Origin of the sequence: Pseudarthrobacter phenanthrenivorans, from assembly GCF_000813845.1 — a bacterium.
Classification (GTDB): Bacteria; Actinomycetota; Actinomycetes; order Actinomycetales; family Micrococcaceae; genus Arthrobacter; species Arthrobacter phenanthrenivorans_B.
Genome location: NZ_JWTB01000024.1, coordinates 142257 through 162994, shown reverse-complemented (window position 1 = coordinate 162994; position 20738 = coordinate 142257). Strand labels below are relative to the sequence as shown.

Genomic DNA, 20738 nt, shown 5'->3' with positions numbered 1-20738 from the left:
CGGCCGCCGGGCGGTTCAGGTGCCCCGCCCGGCTGCTGCCCGGAGACGCCGCTAGAACTTCTGGTCCTCCAGTGGCCCGAAGCCCCTGCCCCGCAGTCCGGCACCAAAGGAACGGGCCCAGGCCAGGAAACCCGGGAGGTCGCGCCGTTGCGCGAAGTAGCCCAGGTAGCCGCCGGCGTCGGCCACGAACGACCGCACCCGGAAATACCGGCGGATCAGGTAGCCGCGGTTCCGGTAATAGTAGTGGCGCTTAAAGGCCGAATCCGGAACGATGACGTGCCAGCGCGCCCCGTAGACATGCTGGGTTTCGGAGAAGGCGTGCGGATGCGTGATGGCCGTGGTGGTCACCGTCCCAAACCGGATCCCGGCCTTCCGGAGCCTGATGGTGAAGTCAACCTCATCGCCCCGGATGAACAGGCGCATGTCCGGCAGCCCCACCTTGAAGAACACGTCCGAACGGATCAGCGCGCCGTTGAAGAAATGGCCGTCGTCGGGCAGGAAGCCCCGCTTCTCCACTTCCGCCCGGTCATGGGTGACTTTGCCGTCAAGGCGGAAGAAGAAGGACAGCCTGTCCGGATCGCCCGGCGCGGTCACCAGCGGAACGACCGCTTCCAGGTCGCGTGCCTCTGCCTCGCGCAGCAGCGTGGCGAGGCATTCGGGATCCACCGGCTCGGCGTCGTCGTCCATCATCCAGATCCACTTCGCGCCGCTGGCCACCGCCTTCAGGGCTGCCAGGGCGAAACCGCCGGCGCCGCCGAGGTTTGCCTCCGAACGGACGTAGTCAACGTTCGGATGCTTTTCGGCCACGGCCCGGGCCGGCGTCGTGCCGCTGTCCACGAGGCAGACAGTGTCAACCTGCAGGGTTTGGGCGTTGATCGCCTCAAGCAGGACGGAGAGTTCCTTGGGCCGGTCGAAGGTCACCGCGGCAACCGCAATGCGGGGGGTCATGGGGGTCCTTTCAGCATGGCCGCCAGGGGGTCCCCCGCGTGGAGTGCGCCCGTGTGGCGCGGAGCCATGGTGCCCGTGGCACTAGTATCTTTGACTAGAGTCCACTGTAATACAGCCCTGTAAGGCACCGAACACTGCCTGCTGCGCGCTCGGCGACGGAGAAGTTTCATTTATCGACGAACAGATTCCCGGCCAATGAGCCCACCGACCAAGGACCGGCTGCCGGGGCAGCTGAACCGCTTCCAGCGCACCACTCCCGAAATGGCCCCCGCCCCATGATCATGTACCTGCTCATGGGGCTGACGGCTGCCATCGTGTCGTACGCCGCCACCTGGGGTGCCCGCGTCGTGGGAACCCGGCTGGAGCTGCATCTGCCCATCCGCAGCCGGGACATGCACTCCACCCCGGTTTCAAGGCTCGGCGGCGTGGCCATTTTCCTCGGTGTCCTGGTGGCCCTGGTCGTTGCCAGCCAGTCGTTCTTCGTCAAGGACATCTACCGCAACAACTTCTCGCCGTGGGGCGTCCTCGCCGGCGCCGCCGTCATCGTCCTGGTGGGCGTGGCGGACGACCTCCTGGACATCCGCTGGTGGGTCAAGCTGATCGGCCAGAGCGCCGCCGGGCTGACCGTGGCCCTGTGGGGCGTCCAGATGACGATCGTCCCCTGGGTGCCGGAACCCATCTATCTCCAGGACGGAATGCTCCGGGTCGTGCTGACGGCAGGGCTGATCGTCACCACCATGAACGCCTTCAACTTCATCGACGGTCTGGACGGCCTCGCTGCAGGGGTGGCCATCATCGGCGGCACGGCCTTCTTCTTCACGGCCTACTGGGTGCACCGGAATGCCGTCCTGCTCGACTATTCCGACCTCGCAACCCTCATCACGGCCGTCCTGGTGGGCGGCTGCCTTGGCTTCCTGCCGCACAATTTCTTCCCGTCAAAAATCTTCATGGGGGATTCCGGCGCCATGCTCATCGGGCTCCTCATGGCCTCGGCCGGCGTGGTGTCCACAGGACAGATCAGCTCGGGCCTCTACGACCGCGTCAACGGCATCTCCACCGTAATCCCCATCCTGCTTCCATTTGCGGTGCTCTTCCTTCCGCTGCTGGACCTGGGACTGGCGGTGGTCCGCAGGACCGCCCGCGGCCGTTCGCCCTGGTCGGCGGACAGGGGCCACCTGCACCACAAACTCCTGGACATCGGCTACTCCCACCGGACAGCCGTCATCCTGATGTACCTCTGGACCGCGGTGCTCTCCTTCGGCGGGCTGGCATTCGCCATCTTCCCGTGGCAGATCGTCCTCGCCGTCGACCTCTTCGCCACGTTGGTCATGGGCCTGGTGACCGCATGGCCGTACCTGTCCCGCAACGGCGCTGAAAGCCGGGCGTAGGGGCAGGTTCTGAATTATTTCTATCTCGTGTAGAATTTAGGGGCAGCCCAAGCTGCCACTCCACCCACTGCCTCCTGGCGATCCGCCATGCGGTGCCGACGATTGGGATCGAATGACCTCCAACGCCGAGTCCGGACCTGCCTCCGGCAACCGACCCGTTGGCACGTCCGGTCCCACTCCGTCACTCTGGCTCCACCTGCTCAAGCGCAGCAGTATCGCCGCTGCTGCAGGTCTCCTGCTCTGCGCAATTCCCGCGGCGCTCCTCAACGGGGCAAGCGGGGCGGTGTCTGCCGTGCTTGGCGGATTCCTGGTCATGCTGTTCTTCGGAATCAGCCTCCTCGTGGGGCACTTCGTGGGGCGCCGCAATCCTTCCGGGGCCATTGGGGCGTTCGTCGCCACCTACTTCGTCAAAGTCGTCGGCTTCGCCGTGATCCTGTTCGCCATTGGCGCCCCGGAGTGGCTTCACGGCAGATGGTTCCTCATCGGCGCCGTTGTTGCCGTGGTCCTGTGGCAGGCAGCGGAGATCCACGGATTCAGCAAAGCCCGCCTCCAGATCTACAACGATCCAGAAGAGAAGGGGGCATCCGATGCGTGACCCGAAGAAGACCAGGGGAACCGCATCCGGCGCACCGGGATCCAAGGGCTCCGCCTCCGCTGATTCCGCCGCATCAACCGATGGCGGCTACAACGCTGGAATGGCTGTATTCAGCTACATCATTGGCGGAATCATCGTCTGGAGTTTGATAGGGTGGGGACTGGATTATCTGTGGGGAACGCGCTGGATTGTGCTCGCAGGCGCTCTGCTTGGAGCCGTCGGAGGTTTCTACCTTTCCCACATGCACGGCCTCACCAGTTCCCGCAAACATGCTGATGAGCGCCATGCTCCCAGCGCACCGTCGACTGACGGAGAAGATAATGCCAAATAATTTCACAGGGGGAACAGCAGGCTGTCAGGCTGCCGGACCCCGCCCAACGCCCAATGATGGACACTGCAGAGAGGAAACGCGTTGATCGCGCTTGCGCTCCCGGCCCAAGATTCAGGAGAGTTCACTCCTCCTGGTATTAACGAAATGCATTTGCCGGCAATCCTGCCGTGGGGTGCCGCAGAAGGATTCTCCAAGCAGATGCTGCTGGTCCTCCTCTCTGTCGTCTTTATCGCCGTCTTCTTCGTGCTCGCCGCACGCAAGCAGCAGCTGGTACCCGGCAAGCTCCAGTTCGCCGGCGAAGCCGCCTACGGCTTCGTCCGGAATGGAATTGCCAAGGACATCATCGGCGGCAGGGACTTCATCAAGTACGTCCCCCTGCTCTTCAGCCTGTTCTTCTTCATCCTGGTCAACAACATCTACGGCGCCATCCCGGTGTTCCAGCTCCCCACGTTCTCGCACGTGGGTGGAGCGTACGTGCTCGCCGGCCTCGTGTACATCACCTGGATTGCCATCGGCATCAAGAAGAACGGCCTGCGCTACTTCAAGCTGGCCACCGTCCCGTCGGGCGTCCCGTGGTACATCCTGCCGATCGTTATCCCCATCGAGATCATCTCCAACTTCGTGGTCCGGCCCGTGACGCACAGCCTCCGTCTGTTCGCCACCATGCTCGCCGGCCACCTGATCGTGATGATCGCCGGTTCCGGCATCGAGTACCTGATCATGCAGGAGAACTTCCTGCTCAAGGGAACCTCGGTCCTGGTCCTTGCCGGTGCCATCGCCATGTACATGCTTGAAGCCCTGATCATGGTCCTGCAGGCCTACGTCTTCACGCTGCTGACCGCGATCTACATCGAAGGCGCCCTGCACGCCGACAGCCACTAGGCACGCTGCCGGCAGCGCAATGCTCCGGCCGCCCACCACAGACTTCCCCTCGCGGGGATGAAGCAACCCAAACAACCTGCCACATAAGTGGCATCTTGAAAGGAAAAAAAATGGAAGGCTCCATCAACGGCTCCCTCAACCTCATCGGCTATGGCCTCTCGGCTATCGGCGGTGGTATCGGTGTGGGTCTCGTGTTCGCTGCCTACATCAACGGCGTTGCACGCCAGCCGGAAGCCCAGCGCGTGCTGCAGCCGATCGCATTCCTTGGCCTGGCGCTGACCGAAGCACTCGCCATCCTGGGCCTGGTCTTCGCTTTCGTTCTCAAGTAAATCTTCAGAACTTCAGCGAACATTCAGAACCGAGTAGATAAGGACGGGTGAAATATGCATCAGCTGATCATCTCAGCCGCCGCTGAAGGCGACGTCAACCCCCTTGTTCCCAATGGCTGGGAAATGCTGGTTGTCTTCGTGGGCTTTGCCATCCTCTTCTTCATCGTGGTCAAGTACGTTGTCCCGATGTTCGAGAAGACCTTTGCCGAGCGTGCCGAGGCCATTGAAGGCGGCATCGCCAAGGCTGAAAAGGCCCAGGCTGAGGCGTCTGCTGCACTCGAAGAGTACAAGCAGCAGCTGACCGACGCCCGCACCGAAGCCAACCGCATCCGTGAGGAAGCCCGCGCCGAAGGTGCCCAGATCCTCGCGGATCTCAAGGAGAAGGCGGCAGCAGAGTCTGCCCGCATCACCGCACAGGCACACGCGCAGATCGAATCCGAACGCCAGGCGGCCGTCGTGTCGCTGCGTTCCGAGGTAGGCACCCTGGCCACCACCCTTGCCGGCCGCATCGTGGGCGAAGCCCTCGACGACGACGCACGCGCAGCACGGGTTGTGGACCGCTTCCTGGCAGATCTGGAGTCCCAGAACGCAGGTGCAGCTAAGTAATGGCAGGCGTATCGAGCGAATCGCTGGCAACAGCCCTGGCCGCGCTGGAAGCGAAACTTCCCACGGCGTCGCTGCAGCTGGCAAAGGAACTCTTCGGAATTCTGGGAATGGTGGACAGCTCGGCTGGCTTGCGCCGTGCCCTGACTGACCCCTCCCGCAGCGGCGACGAAAAGTCGGCGCTGGTCAGGCAGCTGGTTGGCGGAAAAGTCTCCGCTGATGCTGCTGAGATCGCGGGCGGACTGGCCAGCTCACGCTGGGCATCGGCGCGTGACATCGGCGATGCACTCGAGACTCTTGCCGCAACGGTGGTCATTTCCGTTGCTGAAAACAAGTCGGCCGTTTCTGCCTCCGGAATCACTGGCCTGGAAGAGCTGGAGAACGACCTGTTCTCCTTCAACCAGGCCGTTGCCTCCAGCCACGAGGTACAACGTGCTCTGTCCGAACCGCAGGCAAGCGGCGCAGCCAAGGCTGTCCTTGCCGCAAAGCTGGTTCCGGGCGCCAGTGAGGAAGCCAAAGTCCTCATCACGCAGGCCGTCACCCAGCCCCGCGGGATCAAGCCCACGCGGCTTGTGGAACGGTTCGCCGAGTTGGCGGCCAAGCGGCAGCAGCGCTGGATTGCAACGGTCAGTGTGACCCGCCCCTTGTCGCAGACGCAGCTGGCACGCCTCCAGGCGGGCCTGAATGCCCTGTACGGACGGGAACTGAAGGTCAACGTCAACGTTGACCCGTCGCTCATTGGCGGAATCCGCGTCCAGGTGGGTGACGAGGTGCTGGACGCCTCGGTCATCACCCGGCTGGGCGAGCTGCAACGCCAGCTGGCCGGCTAGCCGGACAAGCACAACCAAACTGATAGAAACCCCGGTCACCGTTTGCGGTGATCACAAACAGGAGAGCAGGGACTGCAGATGGCCGAATTGACCATCAACGCCGACGACGTCCGTAATGCGCTGAACGAGTTCGCGGCGTCCTACGAACCCGGGAACGCAGAGCGCGTAGAGGTCGGCCGCGTAACCACCGCTAGTGACGGCATCGCCCGTGTTGAGGGCCTCCCCTCGGTCATGGCGAACGAGCTGCTGCGCTTCGAGGACGGCACCCTGGGCCTGGCCCAGAACCTGGACGTCCGCGAAATCGGCGTCATCGTCCTCGGCGACTTCACCGGCATCGAAGAAGGCCAGGAAGTCCACCGGACCGGACAGGTTCTGTCCGTTCCCGTTGGCGACGCCTTCCTTGGCCGCGTTGTCGACCCGCTGGGCGTGCCCATCGACGACCTCGGCGAGATCAAGGCCGAGACCACCCGCGCACTGGAGCTCCAGGCTCCCGGCGTGACCCAGCGCAAGTCGGTCCACGAGCCGATGCAGACCGGCCTGAAGGCCATCGACGCGATGATCCCGATCGGCCGCGGCCAGCGCCAGCTGATCATTGGCGACCGTCAGACCGGCAAGTCCGCCATCGCCATCGACACCATCATCAACCAGAAGGCCAACTGGGCTTCGGGCGATGTGACCAAGCAGGTGCGCTGCATCTATGTGGCCATCGGCCAGAAGGCGTCCACCATCGCCGCCATCCGCCAGACCCTCGAGGACAACGGCGCGCTGGAGTACACCACCATCGTGGCATCTCCGGCCTCCGACCCCGCAGGCTTCAAGTACCTGGCACCGTACGCCGGTTCGGCCATCGGCCAGCACTGGATGTACGGCGGCAAGCACGTCCTGATCGTGTTCGATGACCTGTCCAAGCAGGCCGAAGCCTACCGCGCCGTGTCGCTGCTGCTGCGCCGCCCGCCGGGACGCGAAGCCTACCCGGGCGACGTTTTCTACCTGCACTCCCGGCTCCTGGAGCGTTGTGCCAAGCTCTCCGACGAGCTCGGCGCCGGCTCCATGACGGGCCTGCCGCTGATCGAGACCAAGGCGAACGACGTGTCCGCCTACATCCCGACCAACGTCATCTCCATCACCGACGGCCAGATCTTCCTGCAGTCGGACCTCTTCAACGCCAACCAGCGTCCCGCTGTTGACGTGGGTGTTTCCGTGTCCCGCGTTGGCGGTGCCGCCCAGGTGAAGTCCATGAAGAAGGTCTCCGGCACGTTGAAGCTGGACCTTGCCCAGTACCGCGACATGCAGGCATTCGCCATGTTCGCATCCGACCTGGATGCGGCATCCCGCCAGCAGCTGACCCGCGGCGCCCGCCTGATGGAACTGCTGAAGCAGGGCCAGTACTCGCCGTTCCCGGTCGAGGACCAGGTCGTCTCCATCTGGGCCGGCACCAACGGCTACCTGGACGACGTTCCGGTGGAGGACATCAGCCGCTTCGAGTCCGAGTTCCTGGAGCACCTGCGCCACAAGTCCTCGATCCTGACCACGCTGGCGCAGACCAACGTGCTGGACGATGACACCGTTGCAGCCCTGAAGTCTTCGATCGTCGACTTCAAAAAGGGTTTCTTCGGCGAGGGTGACAACCACCTGGTAGGCGCCGGCCACGAGGAGCATGACGCTATCTCCGAGGGCGAAGTCGACCAGGAAAAGATCGTCAAGCAGAAGCGCTAGTTCCGCCCTGCCGGGTGTGCCGGACCGGATGGTCCGGCACACCCGGCGACGGAATGTTAGGAAAGGATAAGTATGGGAGCCCAGATCCGGGTCTACCGCCAGAAGATCAGCTCGACCACGTCGATGCGCAAGATCTTCAAGGCGATGGAACTGATCGCTACCTCGCGTATCGGGAAGGCCCGTGCGCGCGTAGCAGCTTCACTGCCTTACGCGAACGCGATCACGCGCGCCGTTTCTGCTGTCGCCAGCCAGAGCGAAATCGACCACCCGCTGACCACTGAGCCGGAGCAGATCCGCCGTGCCGCCGTCCTGGTAATCACCTCGGACCGCGGCCTGGCAGGTTCCTACTCGGCCAGCGTCCTCAAGCAGGCGGAAGGTCTCAACGAGCTGCTCCACGCCGAAGGCAAGGAAGTCAAGACCTACCTCGTCGGCCGCAAGGCCCAGGCCTACTTCGACTTCCGGAACCGGCAGTACGCGCGGGTCTGGACCGGAGGAACCGACGCACCAGAGTTCGCAACCGCCCGGGAAATCGGCGAAGCGCTCCTGGCAGAATTTGCGACCGACTTCGAAGAGGGCGGCGTGGACGAAATCCACGTTGTCTACACCCGCTTCAAGTCCATGGTCACGCAGGAGCCGACGGTCATCCGCCTGCTCCCGCTCGAAGTAGTGGAAGAGCAGGCCGCCTCCGAGTCGGATCTCCTGCCGCTGTACGAATTCGAACCGGAAACGGAGCGTGTCCTTGACGCGCTGCTGCCGCGCTACATCGAATCGCGTATCTTCGCAGCCATGCTGCAGGCAGCAGCCTCCGAGCTCGCCGCCCGCCAGCGGGCGATGAAGTCCGCAGGCGACAACGCGACAGACCTGATCAAGAAGTACACGCGACTGCGCAACACGGCCCGCCAGGCCGAGATCACGCAGGAACTTTCCGAGATTGTGGCCGGCGCCGACGCCCTTGCGTCCTAGCCTCCACAGCCCGGTTCCGCGTAACGAGCATCACCAAAGCTAAACTTAACCCCACGCCATCTACTGAATGAAGTGAGAGAGATGACTGCCACTGCTACCGAACACGTAGCCGCAACGTCCGGTGCAACCGGCCGTATTGCGCGCGTAATCGGCCCGGTTGTCGATGTCGAATTCCCGGCTGACGCAATCCCGTCGATCTACAACGCCCTCACCACCGAGATCACACTCAACGGTGAGACCAAGACCATTACGTTCGAGACCTCCCAGCACCTGGGCGACAACCTCGTGCGCGCCATCTCCCTGCAGGCAACCGACGGCCTTGTCCGCGGCACCTCTGTGGTGGACTCCGGCGCCCCGATCTCCGTTCCCGTTGGTGACGGCGTCAAGGGCCACATCTTCAACGTGCTGGGCCAGCCCCTGGACGTTGCCGAGTCGGAGCTGGACATCAGCGAACGCTGGCCGATCCACCGCAAGGCACCGAGCTTCGCTTCGCTCGAAGGCTCCACCGAGATGCTCGAAACCGGCATCAAGGTCATCGACCTCCTCACCCCCTACATCAAGGGTGGAAAGATCGGCCTCTTCGGCGGCGCCGGCGTGGGCAAGACCGTTCTGATCCAGGAAATGATCACCCGTGTTGCCCGCAACTTCGGTGGTACCTCCGTCTTCGCCGGTGTGGGCGAGCGTACCCGTGAAGGCAACGACCTCTGGGTTGAAATGGAAGAGGCAGGCGTCCTCAAGGACACCGCCCTTGTGTTCGGCCAGATGGACGAGCCGCCGGGAACGCGTCTTCGCGTGGCCCTGTCCGCACTGACCATGGCGGAGTACTTCCGCGATGTGCAGAACCAGGACGTGCTGCTCTTCATCGACAACATCTTCCGCTTCACGCAGGCCGGTTCCGAGGTTTCCACGCTGCTGGGCCGCATGCCGTCCGCAGTGGGCTACCAGCCGAACCTGGCGGATGAGATGGGCCTCCTGCAGGAGCGCATCACCTCCACCAAGGGCCACTCCATCACCTCGATGCAGGCCATCTACGTTCCCGCAGATGACTACACCGACCCGGCTCCGGCCACGACCTTCGCACACCTCGACGCGACCACGGAACTTTCCCGTGAAATCGCCTCCCGTGGTCTGTACCCGGCCGTTGACCCGCTGACGTCCACCTCCCGCATCCTGGACCCCCAGTACATCGGCAAGGACCACTACAACACGGCAGTGCGCGTGAAGCAGATCCTGCAGAAGAACAAGGAACTCCAGGACATCATCGCCATCCTCGGTGTCGATGAACTCTCCGAAGAGGACAAGATCGTCGTGTCACGTGCACGCCGCATCCAGCAGTTCCTCTCGCAGAACACCTACACCGCAAAGCAGTTCACCGGCGTCGAGGGCTCCACGGTTTCCATCAAGGACACCGTTGAAGGTTTCGCAGCCATCTGCGACGGCGAGCTCGACCACATCGCGGAGCAGGCGTTCTTCAACGTCGGTGGCCTCGATGACGTTGAGCGCCAGTGGGCCAAGATCCAGGAACAGACCAAGTAATATGGCTGAGCTTGAGGTTGAGATTGTCGCAGCGGACCACTTCGTGTGGTCCGGAGCGGCCAAGATGGTCAAGGCCCGCACCAGCGATGGTGAAATCGGAATCCTGCCCGGCCACTCGCCCCTGCTGGCGATCCTGGCCGAGGGTGAGCTGGCCATCCAGCCGGTGTCCGGGGACCGTATTGCGGTGGATGTCGACGGCGGGTTCTTCTCCGTCGACAACAACCGCGTGGTGATCGTTGCTGACAACGCCCAGCTGGGCGGCTCGGCTACCGCTGGGATCCGCTAGCACGACCTTGATGGACGCACCGGGTATTCCGTTCATCGCACTGGCAATCGCCTTCGGATTGCTGATTTTTGCACTGTGCCTTTCGGGGGTGCGCCGCTTCAACCTGCGGCGTGCCCTCGGCACGGTGGACGCCTCCATTTGCGTTGCTGGAAACAGCTGGCAGATGGGGGTTTGTCGTTATCAGGACAACGACCTTGAATGGTTCCGGCTGATCTCGCTCAGTGTCCGGCCCAAGTACACTTTCAAGCGCAGCTCGCTTGAGCTCCTGGGGCGCCGGAAACCCACCGAGGCGGAGGCAGTGAAGGTCCAGCCCGACGTCGTCATCGTCGAACTCCGGTACGAAGGACAGGATCTGCGTCTCGCCATGAAATTCGACGCCTACACGGGTCTTTCGTCCTGGCTCGAGGCAGGTCCTGTCATCGGCGTAGGGACCTGGCGCTAGCCAGCGTGGACTGGATTGCAGATATTCGGCTGACGGACGGGCCCCTGTACGGAACCGTCCTGGTATTGGGAGTGGCCGGTGCAGCGTACCTCCTGGTGCCGCCCTGGCGTGGCTCGCCGGTCCCGCCCTACCGGCTCCGCGCCTGGTCCGTCCGCATCCTGATCGCCGCTGCGGCAGCGTGTGCGCTGGTGGGAACCATCCACTGGCTGCTCATCAACGTCTTCACCGTGTTCCCCGAGGACCTGCCAAATCCCGTGCTGCTGTGGCTGCTGCCGGGTGTCACCGCCGTCCTCCTTGCCATTTTCCGGCTTCCCGCCGCCAGGTGGGGCGGACGCGGAAGCGGCATCCTGGCAGCTTTGTTGGTGGTGCTGGTTTCGGCACTCCAGATCAACGCGTACTTCGGCCTCAACCGATCCATCAGCGATCTGATGGGCACTGCCCTGGCCCGGATCCCGGTGCTCGAGCAGGAGCTGATGCGGCATCCCGGCGAGGGCGACGGCCTGGCACTCCAGGGCTGGAAGCCTGCGGGCGAACTGCCGGCCGGCGGCGCCCTGCGCAAGGCAGCCATTCCCGGGACAAAGTCCGGGATGAACGTCCGGGACGCCTACATCTACCTGCCGCCGGCCTACTTTGCGGCCAACCGGCCGGCGCTTCCGGTCCTGGTCCTGGTGGCCGGCCAGCCGGGTGGACCTGCAGACTGGCTCACCGGCGGCGCGATCCGCGGCCACATGGATTCCTTTGCGGCTGCGCACGGGGGAGTTTCCCCCGTGGTGGTCATCCCGGATCCGAACGGTTCCCAGTCGGCCAACACCATGTGCATGGACAGCAGGATCGCCAATGCGGACACCTACCTTTCCCAGGACGTTCCGCAATGGATCGGCTCCGCACTGGCCGTGGACACCAATCACAGCCACTGGGCGGTGGGCGGCTTCTCCTTCGGTGGAACCTGCGCCGTGCAGATGGGAACCCGGCACCCGGAGGTCTACGCTGATGTTCTGGCGTTCTCCAGCGAAGCCGAACCGGCCATTGCGAAGGAACGGCAGAAGACCATTGACGCAGCTTTTCCCGGGCACCCCGAAGAATTCACCCAGCAGACTCCACTGGAGATCATGAAACACCAACGGTTCGAGTCCAGCGGCATGTACCTGACTGCCGGCCAAAGCGATCCGGAGTTCGTAGCCAACCTCCACACCCTGGCGGCTGCGGCGCAGAAGGCAGGTTTCACGGTGCAGGCGCACGAGGTGGAGCACACGGGGCACTCGTGGGATACCTCCTCCAAGCGTTTCGCGGATGCCCTGCAGTTCCTTGGTTCGCAATGGGGCCTCCAATGGTGAGCACCAGGAACCCCGAGCGCACCGGGGCCATGATGTGGGCCGCCGTCGGACGTCCGGCGGTGCAGCAGGCACTGCAGACCCTCAAAGCCATGCCCTTTACCCTCAGTGTCCTCGCCGTCTTCCTCGTGGCCGCGGCCCTGACCGGGAGCTTCCTTGACGGTCCACCGGAGCAGCTCCTGGACACCGCCTCGGTCAGCGGTCCCGGCCTGCGCGGCGGCCGGTGGTGGTCACTTTTCACCAGCCTCTTCTTCGCCACCAACCCGCTCGCGTACCTCGCCGCGTCGCTGATGATCGTCCTGCTGCTCGGTCTGGCGGAGCGCAGGCTGGGACGCCGCGCCGCCGTCGGGCTTTTCTTTGGCGGCCAGTTCGCCGCCGTTACCGTGTTCCTGCTCGTAACCCAGTTGGCCGGCTACGTTGGCGATGGCTGGCTGGACACCATGGCCGACGACAGCCTCATTGGCCCCTATGCCCCGGTGCTGACCGCAGGCCTTGCCGCCAGTGCCCGCATTCCACTGCTGTGGCAGCGGCGGCTCCGTACCACCGTGCTGTCAGTCTCGATCCTCCTGGTGCTGTACGTCGGCCACGCGGAAACGGTCATTGGCCTCATCGGGGCGCTGCTTGGCCTCCTGGCAGGATGGTGGATCCAGGGAGACCAGGGACGCCTCCACCGGCACAGGTCCACGGGCCGCGAGACCAGGAACCTGCTGGCGCTCACCGTTGCGGTCTTTGCGGTAGGACCCATCCTGACCGGGATCACCCGGGCGCCGACCGGCCCGCTGGCACTGCTGCGCGACGTGGTGCTCAGTCCCATGCCCACCCTGAACCAGCTGGTGTTCAACTGCGGAGCCACCGTGGATGCGTCCTGCCTGGAAACGGGACGCGCGGGTTTCGCCGGACCCTTTGGCCTGGCCCTGGCAGTGGTGCCTGTCATTCTGCTGCTGATCTGTGCCGACGGCATGCGCCGCGGCCGTCGGCTGGCCCTGAACATCGCCCTCGCCATCCAGCTGGCCGTGACGGCCCTTGCGGCGGTCTACCTGACCCTGTTCGCTCTGGTTCCTTCACGGCTGCAGGGCACCCACGCCTCACCGATGTCGTCCGCCTTCGCGCATGTGCTGCCGCTCGTGATCGTTCCCCTGCTGCTGGCGGTGGTCCTCTGGCTGAACCGACGCCAGTTCCGCGTGCAGACCCGCCCCGGCGCCCGCCGGACGCTCGCCACGGTGGTATGCGGCACGTGGCTTGTCCTGGCCAGTTCCTACACCGTGGCCTGGTTCTGGTCCGGCGGGTTGTCCCGCGACGGCGGCCTGCTGGGCCTGTTCGCCGAGCTTGCCCGGCAGTACGTTCCAGTTCCCATTCCGCAGCATCTCCGCCGGGTCTTCCCGGAGTCCGACAGTGCCGAGGCACTGCTCTTTGCCTATTCGGGCCCGGTGTTCTGGCTTGTCGCCCTCGGCGCGGTCCTCTGGGTACTGTTGGGCCGCCGCCACGGACTCCACTTCGGCAGGCAGGACCGCGACCGCGCCCGGGAGCTGCTGCACCAGGGCGGCGGCCCGCTGTCCTGGATGGCGTTGTGGGAGCCCAACTCGTACTGGTTCAGCCCGGACGGGGCAGGGGGCATGGCCTTCCAGCAGCACGGGACGGTGGCGCTGACCCTTGGCGGCGCTTTCGGTGACCGCGGGGCAGAGCAGCGGGTCACCGAGGGGTTCCTCGATTACTGCCGCAGCCAGGCCTTGATCCCCGCGCTGTATTCCTGTGACGACGCCATCTGGCCCATGCTGAAGGACCGGGGCTTTTCCCGGGTCGCCGTTGCCCAGGAGACGCGGCTGGCCCTGAACGAACTTGAGTTCAAGGGCAAGGAGTGGCAGAACGTCAGGACCGCCCTGAACCGGGCGGCCAAACTGGGGGTGCACGCCGTCTGGGGCTCCTACCACTCTCTGCCGGCGGCCCTGCGGTCACGGCTGAACGAGGTGTCTGAGGAGTGGGCGGCCGGCAAGTCCGTTCCGGAAATGGGTTTCACGCTTGGGGGAGTGGACGAGCTCGACGACGAGGAAGTCCTGTGCTGCCTTGCCGTGGACGGCCACGGCACCGTGCATGGCGTGACCAGCTGGCTTCCGGTGTACGACGGCGGGCGGCTGGTCAGCCGGACGCTGGACGTCATGCGCCGGGGCAGTGAGGGGTTCCCGGGGGTCATGGAGTTCCTGATTGCGTCAGCTGTCCTGGAGTTGCGTGGCTCCGTCGACGTGATCTCCCTTTCCGGTTCGCCGCTGGCCACCCGCCCGGAGCAGGCCGCCGGCGACGGCACCGAACGCGAAGGCGGGGACAACGCGGAGGCCGCTGACGATGGTGCGCAGAACCTCGTGCGGATCCTTGACCTGGTGGGCCATGCACTGGAGCCCGTCTACGGCTTCCGCTCCCTGGCAGCCTTCAAGTCCCGGTTCAAGCCCGAATACCGTGCGCTGTACCTGTACTACCAGGACCCCCTGCACCTCCCGGCAATCGGCAGGGCCCTGACCCGGGCGTACCTCCCCGGCCTCTCGCTGGCACAGGGCGCCCGGCTGGTCCGCAAGCTGGTCAGCTGAATAAACAGCGGAAAATGCCATGCGTTGAAACTGGTATTTCGGCGGCAATAATTAGGGTAAAACATTGGCCCCCGGCAATTGCCGGGGGCCATTGTTTTGCCTGCAGCCGCATTCAGCGGCCGGGCCGGAAACTAGACGACGGTTACGCCGGTGGCCTGGGGGCCCTTGGCGCCCTGGCCGATTTCGAACTGAACGCGCTGGTTCTCGTCGAGTGTCTTGAAGCCGCCGGTCTGGATCTCGGAGTAGTGAACGAAGACATCGCCATCGGAGTCGTCCGGGGTGATGAAGCCGAAGCCCTTTTCAGCGTTGAACCACTTGACGGTTCCCTGTGCCATTTATTTCTCCTCATTATGGAACTTTTTAAGACCGGCACACCTCGTGCCGACCTTGGTCACTCCGCGAGAAGAATCCTGGATTGCCGTGCCCCGTGAGGGGCCGGCGCTGCAGGAGCTTCGCGCTCGCAACATGTCTTGCGAGCATGAAAAACACCTACACAAAGACTGAGATAAGAATTTCATGCCCGTTCCCGCAGGTCAACGGCTTGCGCTGGAAAAAGGATAAAAATTGGGTTAAAACCGCGTGACGGATAACCCTTCGCGGCCGGGCATCAATTAGGTGCCTTAAGCAACGGCAGTGAAATTAGAAGAGCCTGGATTCGCTGTCGTCGACTCCGCGCATGGCGTCGTAGTCCAGGGTCACGCAGTCAATGCCCCGGTCGTTGGCCAGCACCTTTGCCTGCGGCTTGATCTGCTGTGCCGCGAAGATTCCCCGGACCGGGGCCAGAAGGGGGTCGCGGTTAAGAAGTTCCAGGTAGCGGGTCAGCTGTTCCACGCCGTCGATGTCTCCGCGGCGCTTGAGTTCGATGGCCACCGTGGCGCCGTCCGCGTCCCGGGCCAGGATGTCCACAGGCCCGATCGCGGTGAAGTATTCGCGCCGGATCAGGGAGTACCCCTGGCCCAGCGTTTCGATCTGTTCGGCCAGCAGCCGCTGCAGGTCCGCTTCCACGCCGTCCTTGATCAGTCCCGGATCCACGCCAAGCTCGTGGGAGGAATCACTGATTTTTTCGTGGATGTTGATGATGAGCCGGTCGTCGGTCTTGGCTGACTGCACGGTCCACTGCTCCACGACACCAAGTTCGAGGTCCACGTCGTCGGGGGACGAAACCCGGAGTGTGGCCGGCGGGCTCATCCAGTTCAGCGGCTTGTAGGAACCGCCATCGGAATGCACCAGCACGGAGCCGTCCGCCTTGACCAGCAGGAGCCGCTTGGCGAGGGGCAGATGGGCTTTGAGCCGGCCAACGTAATCAACGGAGCAATGGGCTATGACAAGTCGCACGCCGTACAGACTACCGCGTGGGCCCGCGCCGGCCGTCCCCGGTGCCGGGACGCAGGGCCGGGACCCAGGGCCGGGCGGGGTGCCCGTCGCCGCTGGGGCAGAATGGATACATGCCGCGTTCCAACCGTCCCCGCCGTCCCGTGTCAGGCAAGGGTCCTGTCTCCGGCAAGGGTGCGGGGCGGAAGCGGAACGGCGATGTTCCGGAGCTGGACCTGGAGCGCGCACGGGCAGGTATTGCCCGGCGGGAAAGCGCTCCCGACGGCGAATGGATGGTCCGCACCATGACGGCCAGGAACGCGGAGAAGACGTACATCTGCCCGGAGTGCTCCACGGCCGTGCTCCCCGGGGTTGCCCACCTGGTGGTCTGGAAGGACGACCACCTCTTTGGCGCAGCGGCAGGCCTTGCCGAACGCCGCCACTGGCACACCAACTGCTGGCTGACGCGCAGCTACCGGTACCGCTGACTCCCCGCTTCGCCGGACGGAGCCGCAAACCCTCGCCGGCGGAAGAAACCTCCTGCTGTCGCTAAGCTGGCAGGCATGACTTTTGATCCGGCGTCGTACGATTTCAGCCAAACCCGGGGCCCCGCTCCCATCCGCGCTTCCACGGTGCTGCCTGCCCGGCGCGAGAACATCGAGCTGCAAACCGAGGACGGCCACACGCTGGTGGGGGAGTTGGCGCTGCCTGAGTCTGGTCCGGTCAGGGCCACCCTGATCACGCTCCACCCGCTGCCCACGCACGGCGGTTTCATGGACTCGCATGTCTACCGCAAGGCCTCCTACCGCCTGCCGGCGCTGGCGGGCGTTGCGGTGCTGCGCTTCAACACCCGCGGCACGGCGTCCCCGCGGGGCACCAGCAGCGGAACCTTCGAGGAAGGGGTCGGCGAACGGTATGACGTGGAGGCGGCGGTCCGCTTCGCCGTCGACCGCGGCCTTCCCAACCGCTGGCTGGTCGGCTGGTCCTTTGGAACCGAGCTGGCGCTGATGTACGGCGCCGTTGAACCGGTGGCCTCGCAGATCGAGGGAGCGGTTCTGCTCTCGCCCCCGCTGCACCGCGCTACGGACAAGCACCTGCAGCTCTGGGCGGAATCGGGCAAGCCCCTCACCGTCCTGGTTCCCGAGCACGATGACTTCCTTCAGCCGGCCGAAGCAGCCGAACGCTTCAGCCTGGTCCCGCAGGCCCGCGTGGTGGGCGTTGCCGGCGCGAAACACCTGTGGGTGGGGGAGAAGTACGCGGCGCGGGTGCTCAACGACATCGTGGCGCAGGTCAGCCCCGGCCAGCCGGAGCTGCCGCAGGAATGGGACGGACCGGCAGCAACGGCGGGCGCGTAGGGCCGGCTGCCCAACGGGACCGGCCGCCGGACGGGCGGCCGGAGGTGCTTAGTGCTGGTCCTGGCGGACGATGTAGATTTCGCGGACGAGCAGCAGGACGGCCGCCGCGGTGGGGATGGCGATCAGGGCACCGAGCACGCCCAGCAGGCTGCCGCCGGCAATAACCGAGATCACTGCTACCGCGCCGGGCACGGCAACCGCCTTCTGCATGATGCGGGGCGAGATGAAGTACGCCTCGAACTGCAGGTACGCGAAGTAGCAGACAGCGTAGACGGCGGCTGACTGCCAGCCCTGGGTGAGGGACACCAGGATGACAACGATGCCGGCGATCATGCCGCCCACCAGCGGGATGAACGCCAGCAGGACCACCACGAACGCCAGGAGCAGGGCGAACGGGATGCCAACGATGGACATCACGACGAACGCGAAGGTGGCATTGAGCAGCGCCACGCAGGCCTGGCCGATCACGTAGTTGCCCACGGATCGGGTAATTTCCTCCGAAAGGGCGGCCACCCGCTTTCGCCGGGAGCGCGGAGCAAGCCGGTAGCCCCACTTCTTCATGGCTGGCAGCGCGGCGAGGAAGTACAGGCTCAGCACCAGCACGATCAGTGTGCCGAAGAGTCCGTTCGCCACTGTGGATCCGAAGCCCACCACGCCGCCGAAAATGCCGCCCATGGCCGCAGGGTCATTGACGAACTTGTCGAGTTCCTCGGTGATGCGGTCGCGGATGCCGAACTGGTCATCAAGGCTGCGGAAGAAGTCCGAGGCCATGAAGTTGCGCACCCAGTCCGGGGCCTGCCGCACGATCTCCGAGACCTGTTCGACGATCGTGGGGATGAGGGTGGCAAAGAAGCCGACGACGGCGCCCATCAGGACAGCCACCGACACAAGGATGCCGGCGGGCCGGGGAATCTTCCGGTTCTCCAGCCAGCCCACCACCGGCTCGAGGCCCAGGGCGATGAACAGCGCGGCAACGATCCACAACAGCAGCTGCGTGGTGTGCGAGCCGATCCAATAGACCAGCAGGGCCAGCCCGACACCCACGGTCCCCATGAACCCCATGTAGAGCGGATGCTGCGGGGACATGCGCGGCCCTGGGTGGCCGAACTGCGGCTCCTCGTCGCCGGCGAGGTCGGAACCGGAGGCCTGTCCGGTGTACTCCGGAGGCATTTCGAACCGCAGCCTGGGCTGCGCACCGGGCAGGGGCTGGCGCAGCCGGCGGACCACCTCGGCGAGGGCCGCAGCGGCTGTGCCCCTGCGCCGGGCCGCCATTCCCAGCGGCGGCGCGGGAGCGGGAACAGGGCCCTTGGGATCCCGGGAATTTCCGGCGTGGGCCGAGGACGGGTCCGTCTTGTCTGTCACGTGTTTTTGCGGCCTGTTCCGTGCGTGGCGCCGCTTGCGCGGGCCGGTGTGATGATCATCGCAAACACTATCAGCAGGCTTGTCAGCAGACGCCGAAGGCGCCCGTCAGGGCTGCGCGCACCCGGGTCGGCGGCAGCCCCAAAGGGCCCTGTGGTAACAAAAAGGTTACTATTGGAGGCAAACCCCCGCTGATGATAGGTGTTTCCCTTGCGTTTAAAGACTGCAGCCGCACTTGTGCTGCTCGGCCTCCTGACACTTTTGGCCGGTATCGGCCAGAGAACCATCTGGGCTCCCTCCGAGACGTTCACCGCGTCCGTGCCGGCCGATGCCGCCGCCGCCCCGTTGACCGTCATTGACCAGAAGCTGCGCACCCTGCACGGCGGCACGGTCAAGATCGACATCCAGGGTGACGGAAACTTCATGCTGGCGACCGGCCGTCCGGACGATGTCAGCGCATGGGTGGGCCAGACAGCCCACAACACCATCACCGGCGTCTCCGCGGACGAAAAGTCCCTTACCGTTGAGCACACCGACGGTGAGGGCACCGCGCCCAACCCGGCCGGGTCCGATCTTTGGGTGTCCAACGAGAATGCCAGCGGCGAACTGGAATACACCTGGACCCCGCCTGCCGACGGCGACTGGAGCCTCCTGCTCGCCTCCGACGGCACCAAGCCGGCGCCTGCCTCGGTGTCCATGACGTTCCCTAATGACACCTCCACACCGTGGGCCGTACCGCTGATGGTCCTCGGCGGCCTGCTGATCGTCGGCGGCATCGTCCTGGCACTGCTCTCAGCCCGCAGGAAGGACGGCGAGGGCGATGGCGGCAGCAGCTACGCCCGCCGCGCCCGGGCCCGGAACGCGGGCGCCCAAAGCCAGGCGCCGTCGTCGTCCTCGTCCTCGTCCTCGTCCTCGTCCAAGGCCACCATGGTCGCAGCGGGTGTTGCTGCTGTTGTCCTGGCCGGTACCGGTACCGCGGCCCAGGCGGCCACCCCCAGCCCGTCTCCCTCCGGCACCGCCTCCTCCCAGCCGGCCAGGGACTCAGCGGCCGCACCCGTCCTGCTCGACGCCCAGTTCCGCCGCATCCTGGAGCAGGTCTCCAGCGCCACCGACGCCGCGGATGCCGCCAAGGACGCCGCAAAGCTGTCCGACCGCGTGGCGGGACCCGAACTGGAAATCCGCACCCAGAACTACAAGATCCGTTCCCAGGTGGGCTCCTACGAGCCGCGCATGCCGGTCCGTTCCACCAAGCTGCTGACCACCGTGGTGACCAGCGGCCGGGACTGGCCCCGCTCCGTGCTGGCAGTCACCCAGGGTGAGGGCAATGTGGTTCCGCAGATCCTGACGCTTGTCCAGCAGTCTCCGCGCGAGAACTACAAGCTGATGGAGACCACGCCCCTCCAGCCCGGCACCACGTTCCCGAACATCAGCCGGGGCGGCACCGAAACCCTCGCTCCCGCGGACAAGACCGGGCTCCTGTACAGCGGTGAAGAGGCGATGTCCGGACTGGCCGACAGGCTCACGTCCGCGGATTCGCCTTTCAAGGACAAGCTCGTCGAGGGCGAGTCCTCCCCCTACATTGCCGACACCCTCTCCTACCAGGCCGAGGTGGTCAAGGCCGGCGAGAACGGCAACTTCTCCTTCACCCACAAGGTGGTTCCCGAAAGCACCGTAGTCTTCCGGACTTCGGACGGCGGCGCCCTGGTCCTGGGCCGGATCAACTTCGGCTTCGAGGGCACGCCCAAGGCCGCCGGTGACAAGCTCAGCATTGGCGACGACGCCGCGGCCCTGGCCGGCGGCAAGGAAACCACCACGGGAATGGTGCTGAGCTTCGCCGAATCCATGGCGGTGTACGTCCCGCCGGCAGGATCCACGGACCCCATGAAGCTGGTCGCCGCCACCCGCGGGCTGGTCGGCGCAAGCTTCAAGTAGGGCCTGACGGCATTACCCCCGGCAG

21 protein-coding genes are annotated in these 20738 nt (G+C 65.0%); 17 read left to right on the top strand and 4 right to left on the bottom strand.

The window, feature by feature from the left end:
• Nucleotides 1–51 precede the first annotated feature (51 nt).
• A complete protein-coding gene (locus RM50_RS13315) occupies nucleotides 52–948 on the bottom strand; it encodes a glycosyltransferase (protein WP_043453411.1) in 897 nt (298 codons plus the stop codon).
• A 275-nt stretch (nucleotides 949–1223) separates the two neighbouring features.
• Here RM50_RS13315 and RM50_RS13310 point away from each other — a divergent pair, with 275 nt between their 5' ends.
• From RM50_RS13310 to RM50_RS13245, 14 genes are all read left to right on the top strand, one after another.
• Nucleotides 1224–2336, top strand: coding sequence for an MraY family glycosyltransferase (locus RM50_RS13310; RefSeq protein ID WP_043453409.1), 1113 nt, complete (start codon nucleotides 1224–1226; stop codon nucleotides 2334–2336).
• A gap of 112 nt (nucleotides 2337–2448) precedes the next feature.
• Nucleotides 2449–2931 (top strand): hypothetical protein, encoded by a 483-nt coding sequence (locus RM50_RS13305; RefSeq protein ID WP_043453407.1) that lies wholly within the window; start codon nucleotides 2449–2451, stop codon nucleotides 2929–2931.
• Nucleotides 2924–3262, top strand: a complete 339-nt coding sequence (locus tag RM50_RS13300) for an AtpZ/AtpI family protein (RefSeq protein WP_043453405.1) — start codon at nucleotides 2924–2926, stop codon at nucleotides 3260–3262. Before RM50_RS13305 ends, RM50_RS13300 begins: the two co-directional genes overlap by 8 nt.
• Before the next feature lie 81 nt (nucleotides 3263–3343).
• Nucleotides 3344–4144 (top strand): F0F1 ATP synthase subunit A, encoded by an 801-nt coding sequence (gene atpB / locus RM50_RS13295; protein ID WP_043453403.1) that lies wholly within the window; start codon nucleotides 3344–3346, stop codon nucleotides 4142–4144.
• Between the two features lie 110 nt (nucleotides 4145–4254).
• Nucleotides 4255–4473, top strand: a complete 219-nt coding sequence (gene atpE / locus RM50_RS13290; RefSeq protein ID WP_003804776.1) for an ATP synthase F0 subunit C — start codon at nucleotides 4255–4257, stop codon at nucleotides 4471–4473.
• A gap of 54 nt (nucleotides 4474–4527) precedes the next feature.
• Nucleotides 4528–5079 carry a F0F1 ATP synthase subunit B gene (locus tag RM50_RS13285; protein WP_043453401.1) on the top strand — a complete coding sequence of 184 codons (552 nt, stop codon included), beginning with the start codon at nucleotides 4528–4530 and terminating at the stop codon, nucleotides 5077–5079.
• Nucleotides 5079–5906 (top strand): F0F1 ATP synthase subunit delta, encoded by an 828-nt coding sequence (locus tag RM50_RS13280; RefSeq protein ID WP_043453399.1) that lies wholly within the window; start codon nucleotides 5079–5081, stop codon nucleotides 5904–5906. The genes RM50_RS13285 and RM50_RS13280 overlap by 1 nt, the downstream gene beginning before the upstream one ends.
• 78 nt (nucleotides 5907–5984) lie before the next feature.
• Nucleotides 5985–7622 carry a F0F1 ATP synthase subunit alpha gene (atpA, locus tag RM50_RS13275; RefSeq protein WP_043453397.1) on the top strand — a complete coding sequence of 546 codons (1638 nt, stop codon included), beginning with the start codon at nucleotides 5985–5987 and terminating at the stop codon, nucleotides 7620–7622.
• Between the two features lie 72 nt (nucleotides 7623–7694).
• Complete coding sequence (locus RM50_RS13270) at nucleotides 7695–8585, top strand: F0F1 ATP synthase subunit gamma (protein ID WP_043453396.1); 891 nt, start codon at nucleotides 7695–7697, stop codon at nucleotides 8583–8585.
• Nucleotides 8586–8666: 81 nt separating this feature from the next.
• On the top strand, nucleotides 8667–10121 hold the full coding sequence (gene atpD, locus RM50_RS13265) for a F0F1 ATP synthase subunit beta (RefSeq protein WP_043453394.1): 1455 nt from the start codon (nucleotides 8667–8669) through the stop codon (nucleotides 10119–10121).
• Nucleotide 10122: 1 nt separating this feature from the next.
• On the top strand, nucleotides 10123–10407 hold the full coding sequence (locus tag RM50_RS13260) for a F0F1 ATP synthase subunit epsilon (RefSeq protein ID WP_018760117.1): 285 nt from the start codon (nucleotides 10123–10125) through the stop codon (nucleotides 10405–10407).
• Between the two features lie 10 nt (nucleotides 10408–10417).
• The gene (locus RM50_RS13255) at nucleotides 10418–10849 is read left to right on the top strand and encodes a DUF2550 domain-containing protein (protein ID WP_043453392.1); all 432 of its coding nucleotides are present in this window, start codon (nucleotides 10418–10420) and stop codon (nucleotides 10847–10849) included.
• 5 nt (nucleotides 10850–10854) lie between these two features.
• The gene (locus RM50_RS13250) at nucleotides 10855–12183 is read left to right on the top strand and encodes an alpha/beta hydrolase (RefSeq protein WP_043453390.1); all 1329 of its coding nucleotides are present in this window, start codon (nucleotides 10855–10857) and stop codon (nucleotides 12181–12183) included.
• Nucleotides 12177–14756, top strand: coding sequence for a phosphatidylglycerol lysyltransferase domain-containing protein (locus tag RM50_RS13245; protein WP_082007080.1), 2580 nt, complete (start codon nucleotides 12177–12179; stop codon nucleotides 14754–14756). The genes RM50_RS13250 and RM50_RS13245 overlap by 7 nt, the downstream gene beginning before the upstream one ends.
• A gap of 131 nt (nucleotides 14757–14887) precedes the next feature.
• Here the strand turns inward: RM50_RS13245 and RM50_RS13240 are convergent, their stop codons facing one another.
• Nucleotides 14888–15091: a cold-shock protein gene (locus RM50_RS13240; RefSeq protein ID WP_003804766.1), complete on the bottom strand. Its 204-nt coding sequence runs from the start codon at nucleotides 15089–15091 to the stop codon at nucleotides 14888–14890.
• 304 nt (nucleotides 15092–15395) lie between these two features.
• On the bottom strand, nucleotides 15396–16091 hold the full coding sequence (nucS, locus tag RM50_RS13235) for an endonuclease NucS (protein ID WP_043453389.1): 696 nt from the start codon (nucleotides 16089–16091) through the stop codon (nucleotides 15396–15398).
• A gap of 110 nt (nucleotides 16092–16201) precedes the next feature.
• On the opposite strand from nucS, the gene RM50_RS13230 reads away from it, so the two are divergent.
• Together RM50_RS13230 and RM50_RS13225 are read left to right on the top strand one after the other, a co-directional pair.
• The gene (locus RM50_RS13230; protein WP_043453387.1) at nucleotides 16202–16555 is read left to right on the top strand and encodes a hypothetical protein; all 354 of its coding nucleotides are present in this window, start codon (nucleotides 16202–16204) and stop codon (nucleotides 16553–16555) included.
• Nucleotides 16556–16630: 75 nt separating this feature from the next.
• Nucleotides 16631–17422, top strand: coding sequence for an alpha/beta hydrolase (locus tag RM50_RS13225; protein WP_043453385.1), 792 nt, complete (start codon nucleotides 16631–16633; stop codon nucleotides 17420–17422).
• Between the two features lie 48 nt (nucleotides 17423–17470).
• Here the strand turns inward: RM50_RS13225 and RM50_RS13220 are convergent, their stop codons facing one another.
• On the bottom strand, nucleotides 17471–18784 hold the full coding sequence (locus tag RM50_RS13220; protein ID WP_043453383.1) for an AI-2E family transporter: 1314 nt from the start codon (nucleotides 18782–18784) through the stop codon (nucleotides 17471–17473).
• A gap of 234 nt (nucleotides 18785–19018) precedes the next feature.
• Between RM50_RS13220 and RM50_RS13215 the strand changes: the two genes are divergently transcribed.
• Nucleotides 19019–20713: a hypothetical protein gene (locus RM50_RS13215; RefSeq protein WP_052260219.1), complete on the top strand. Its 1695-nt coding sequence runs from the start codon at nucleotides 19019–19021 to the stop codon at nucleotides 20711–20713.
• Nucleotides 20714–20738: the final 25 nt, after the last annotated feature.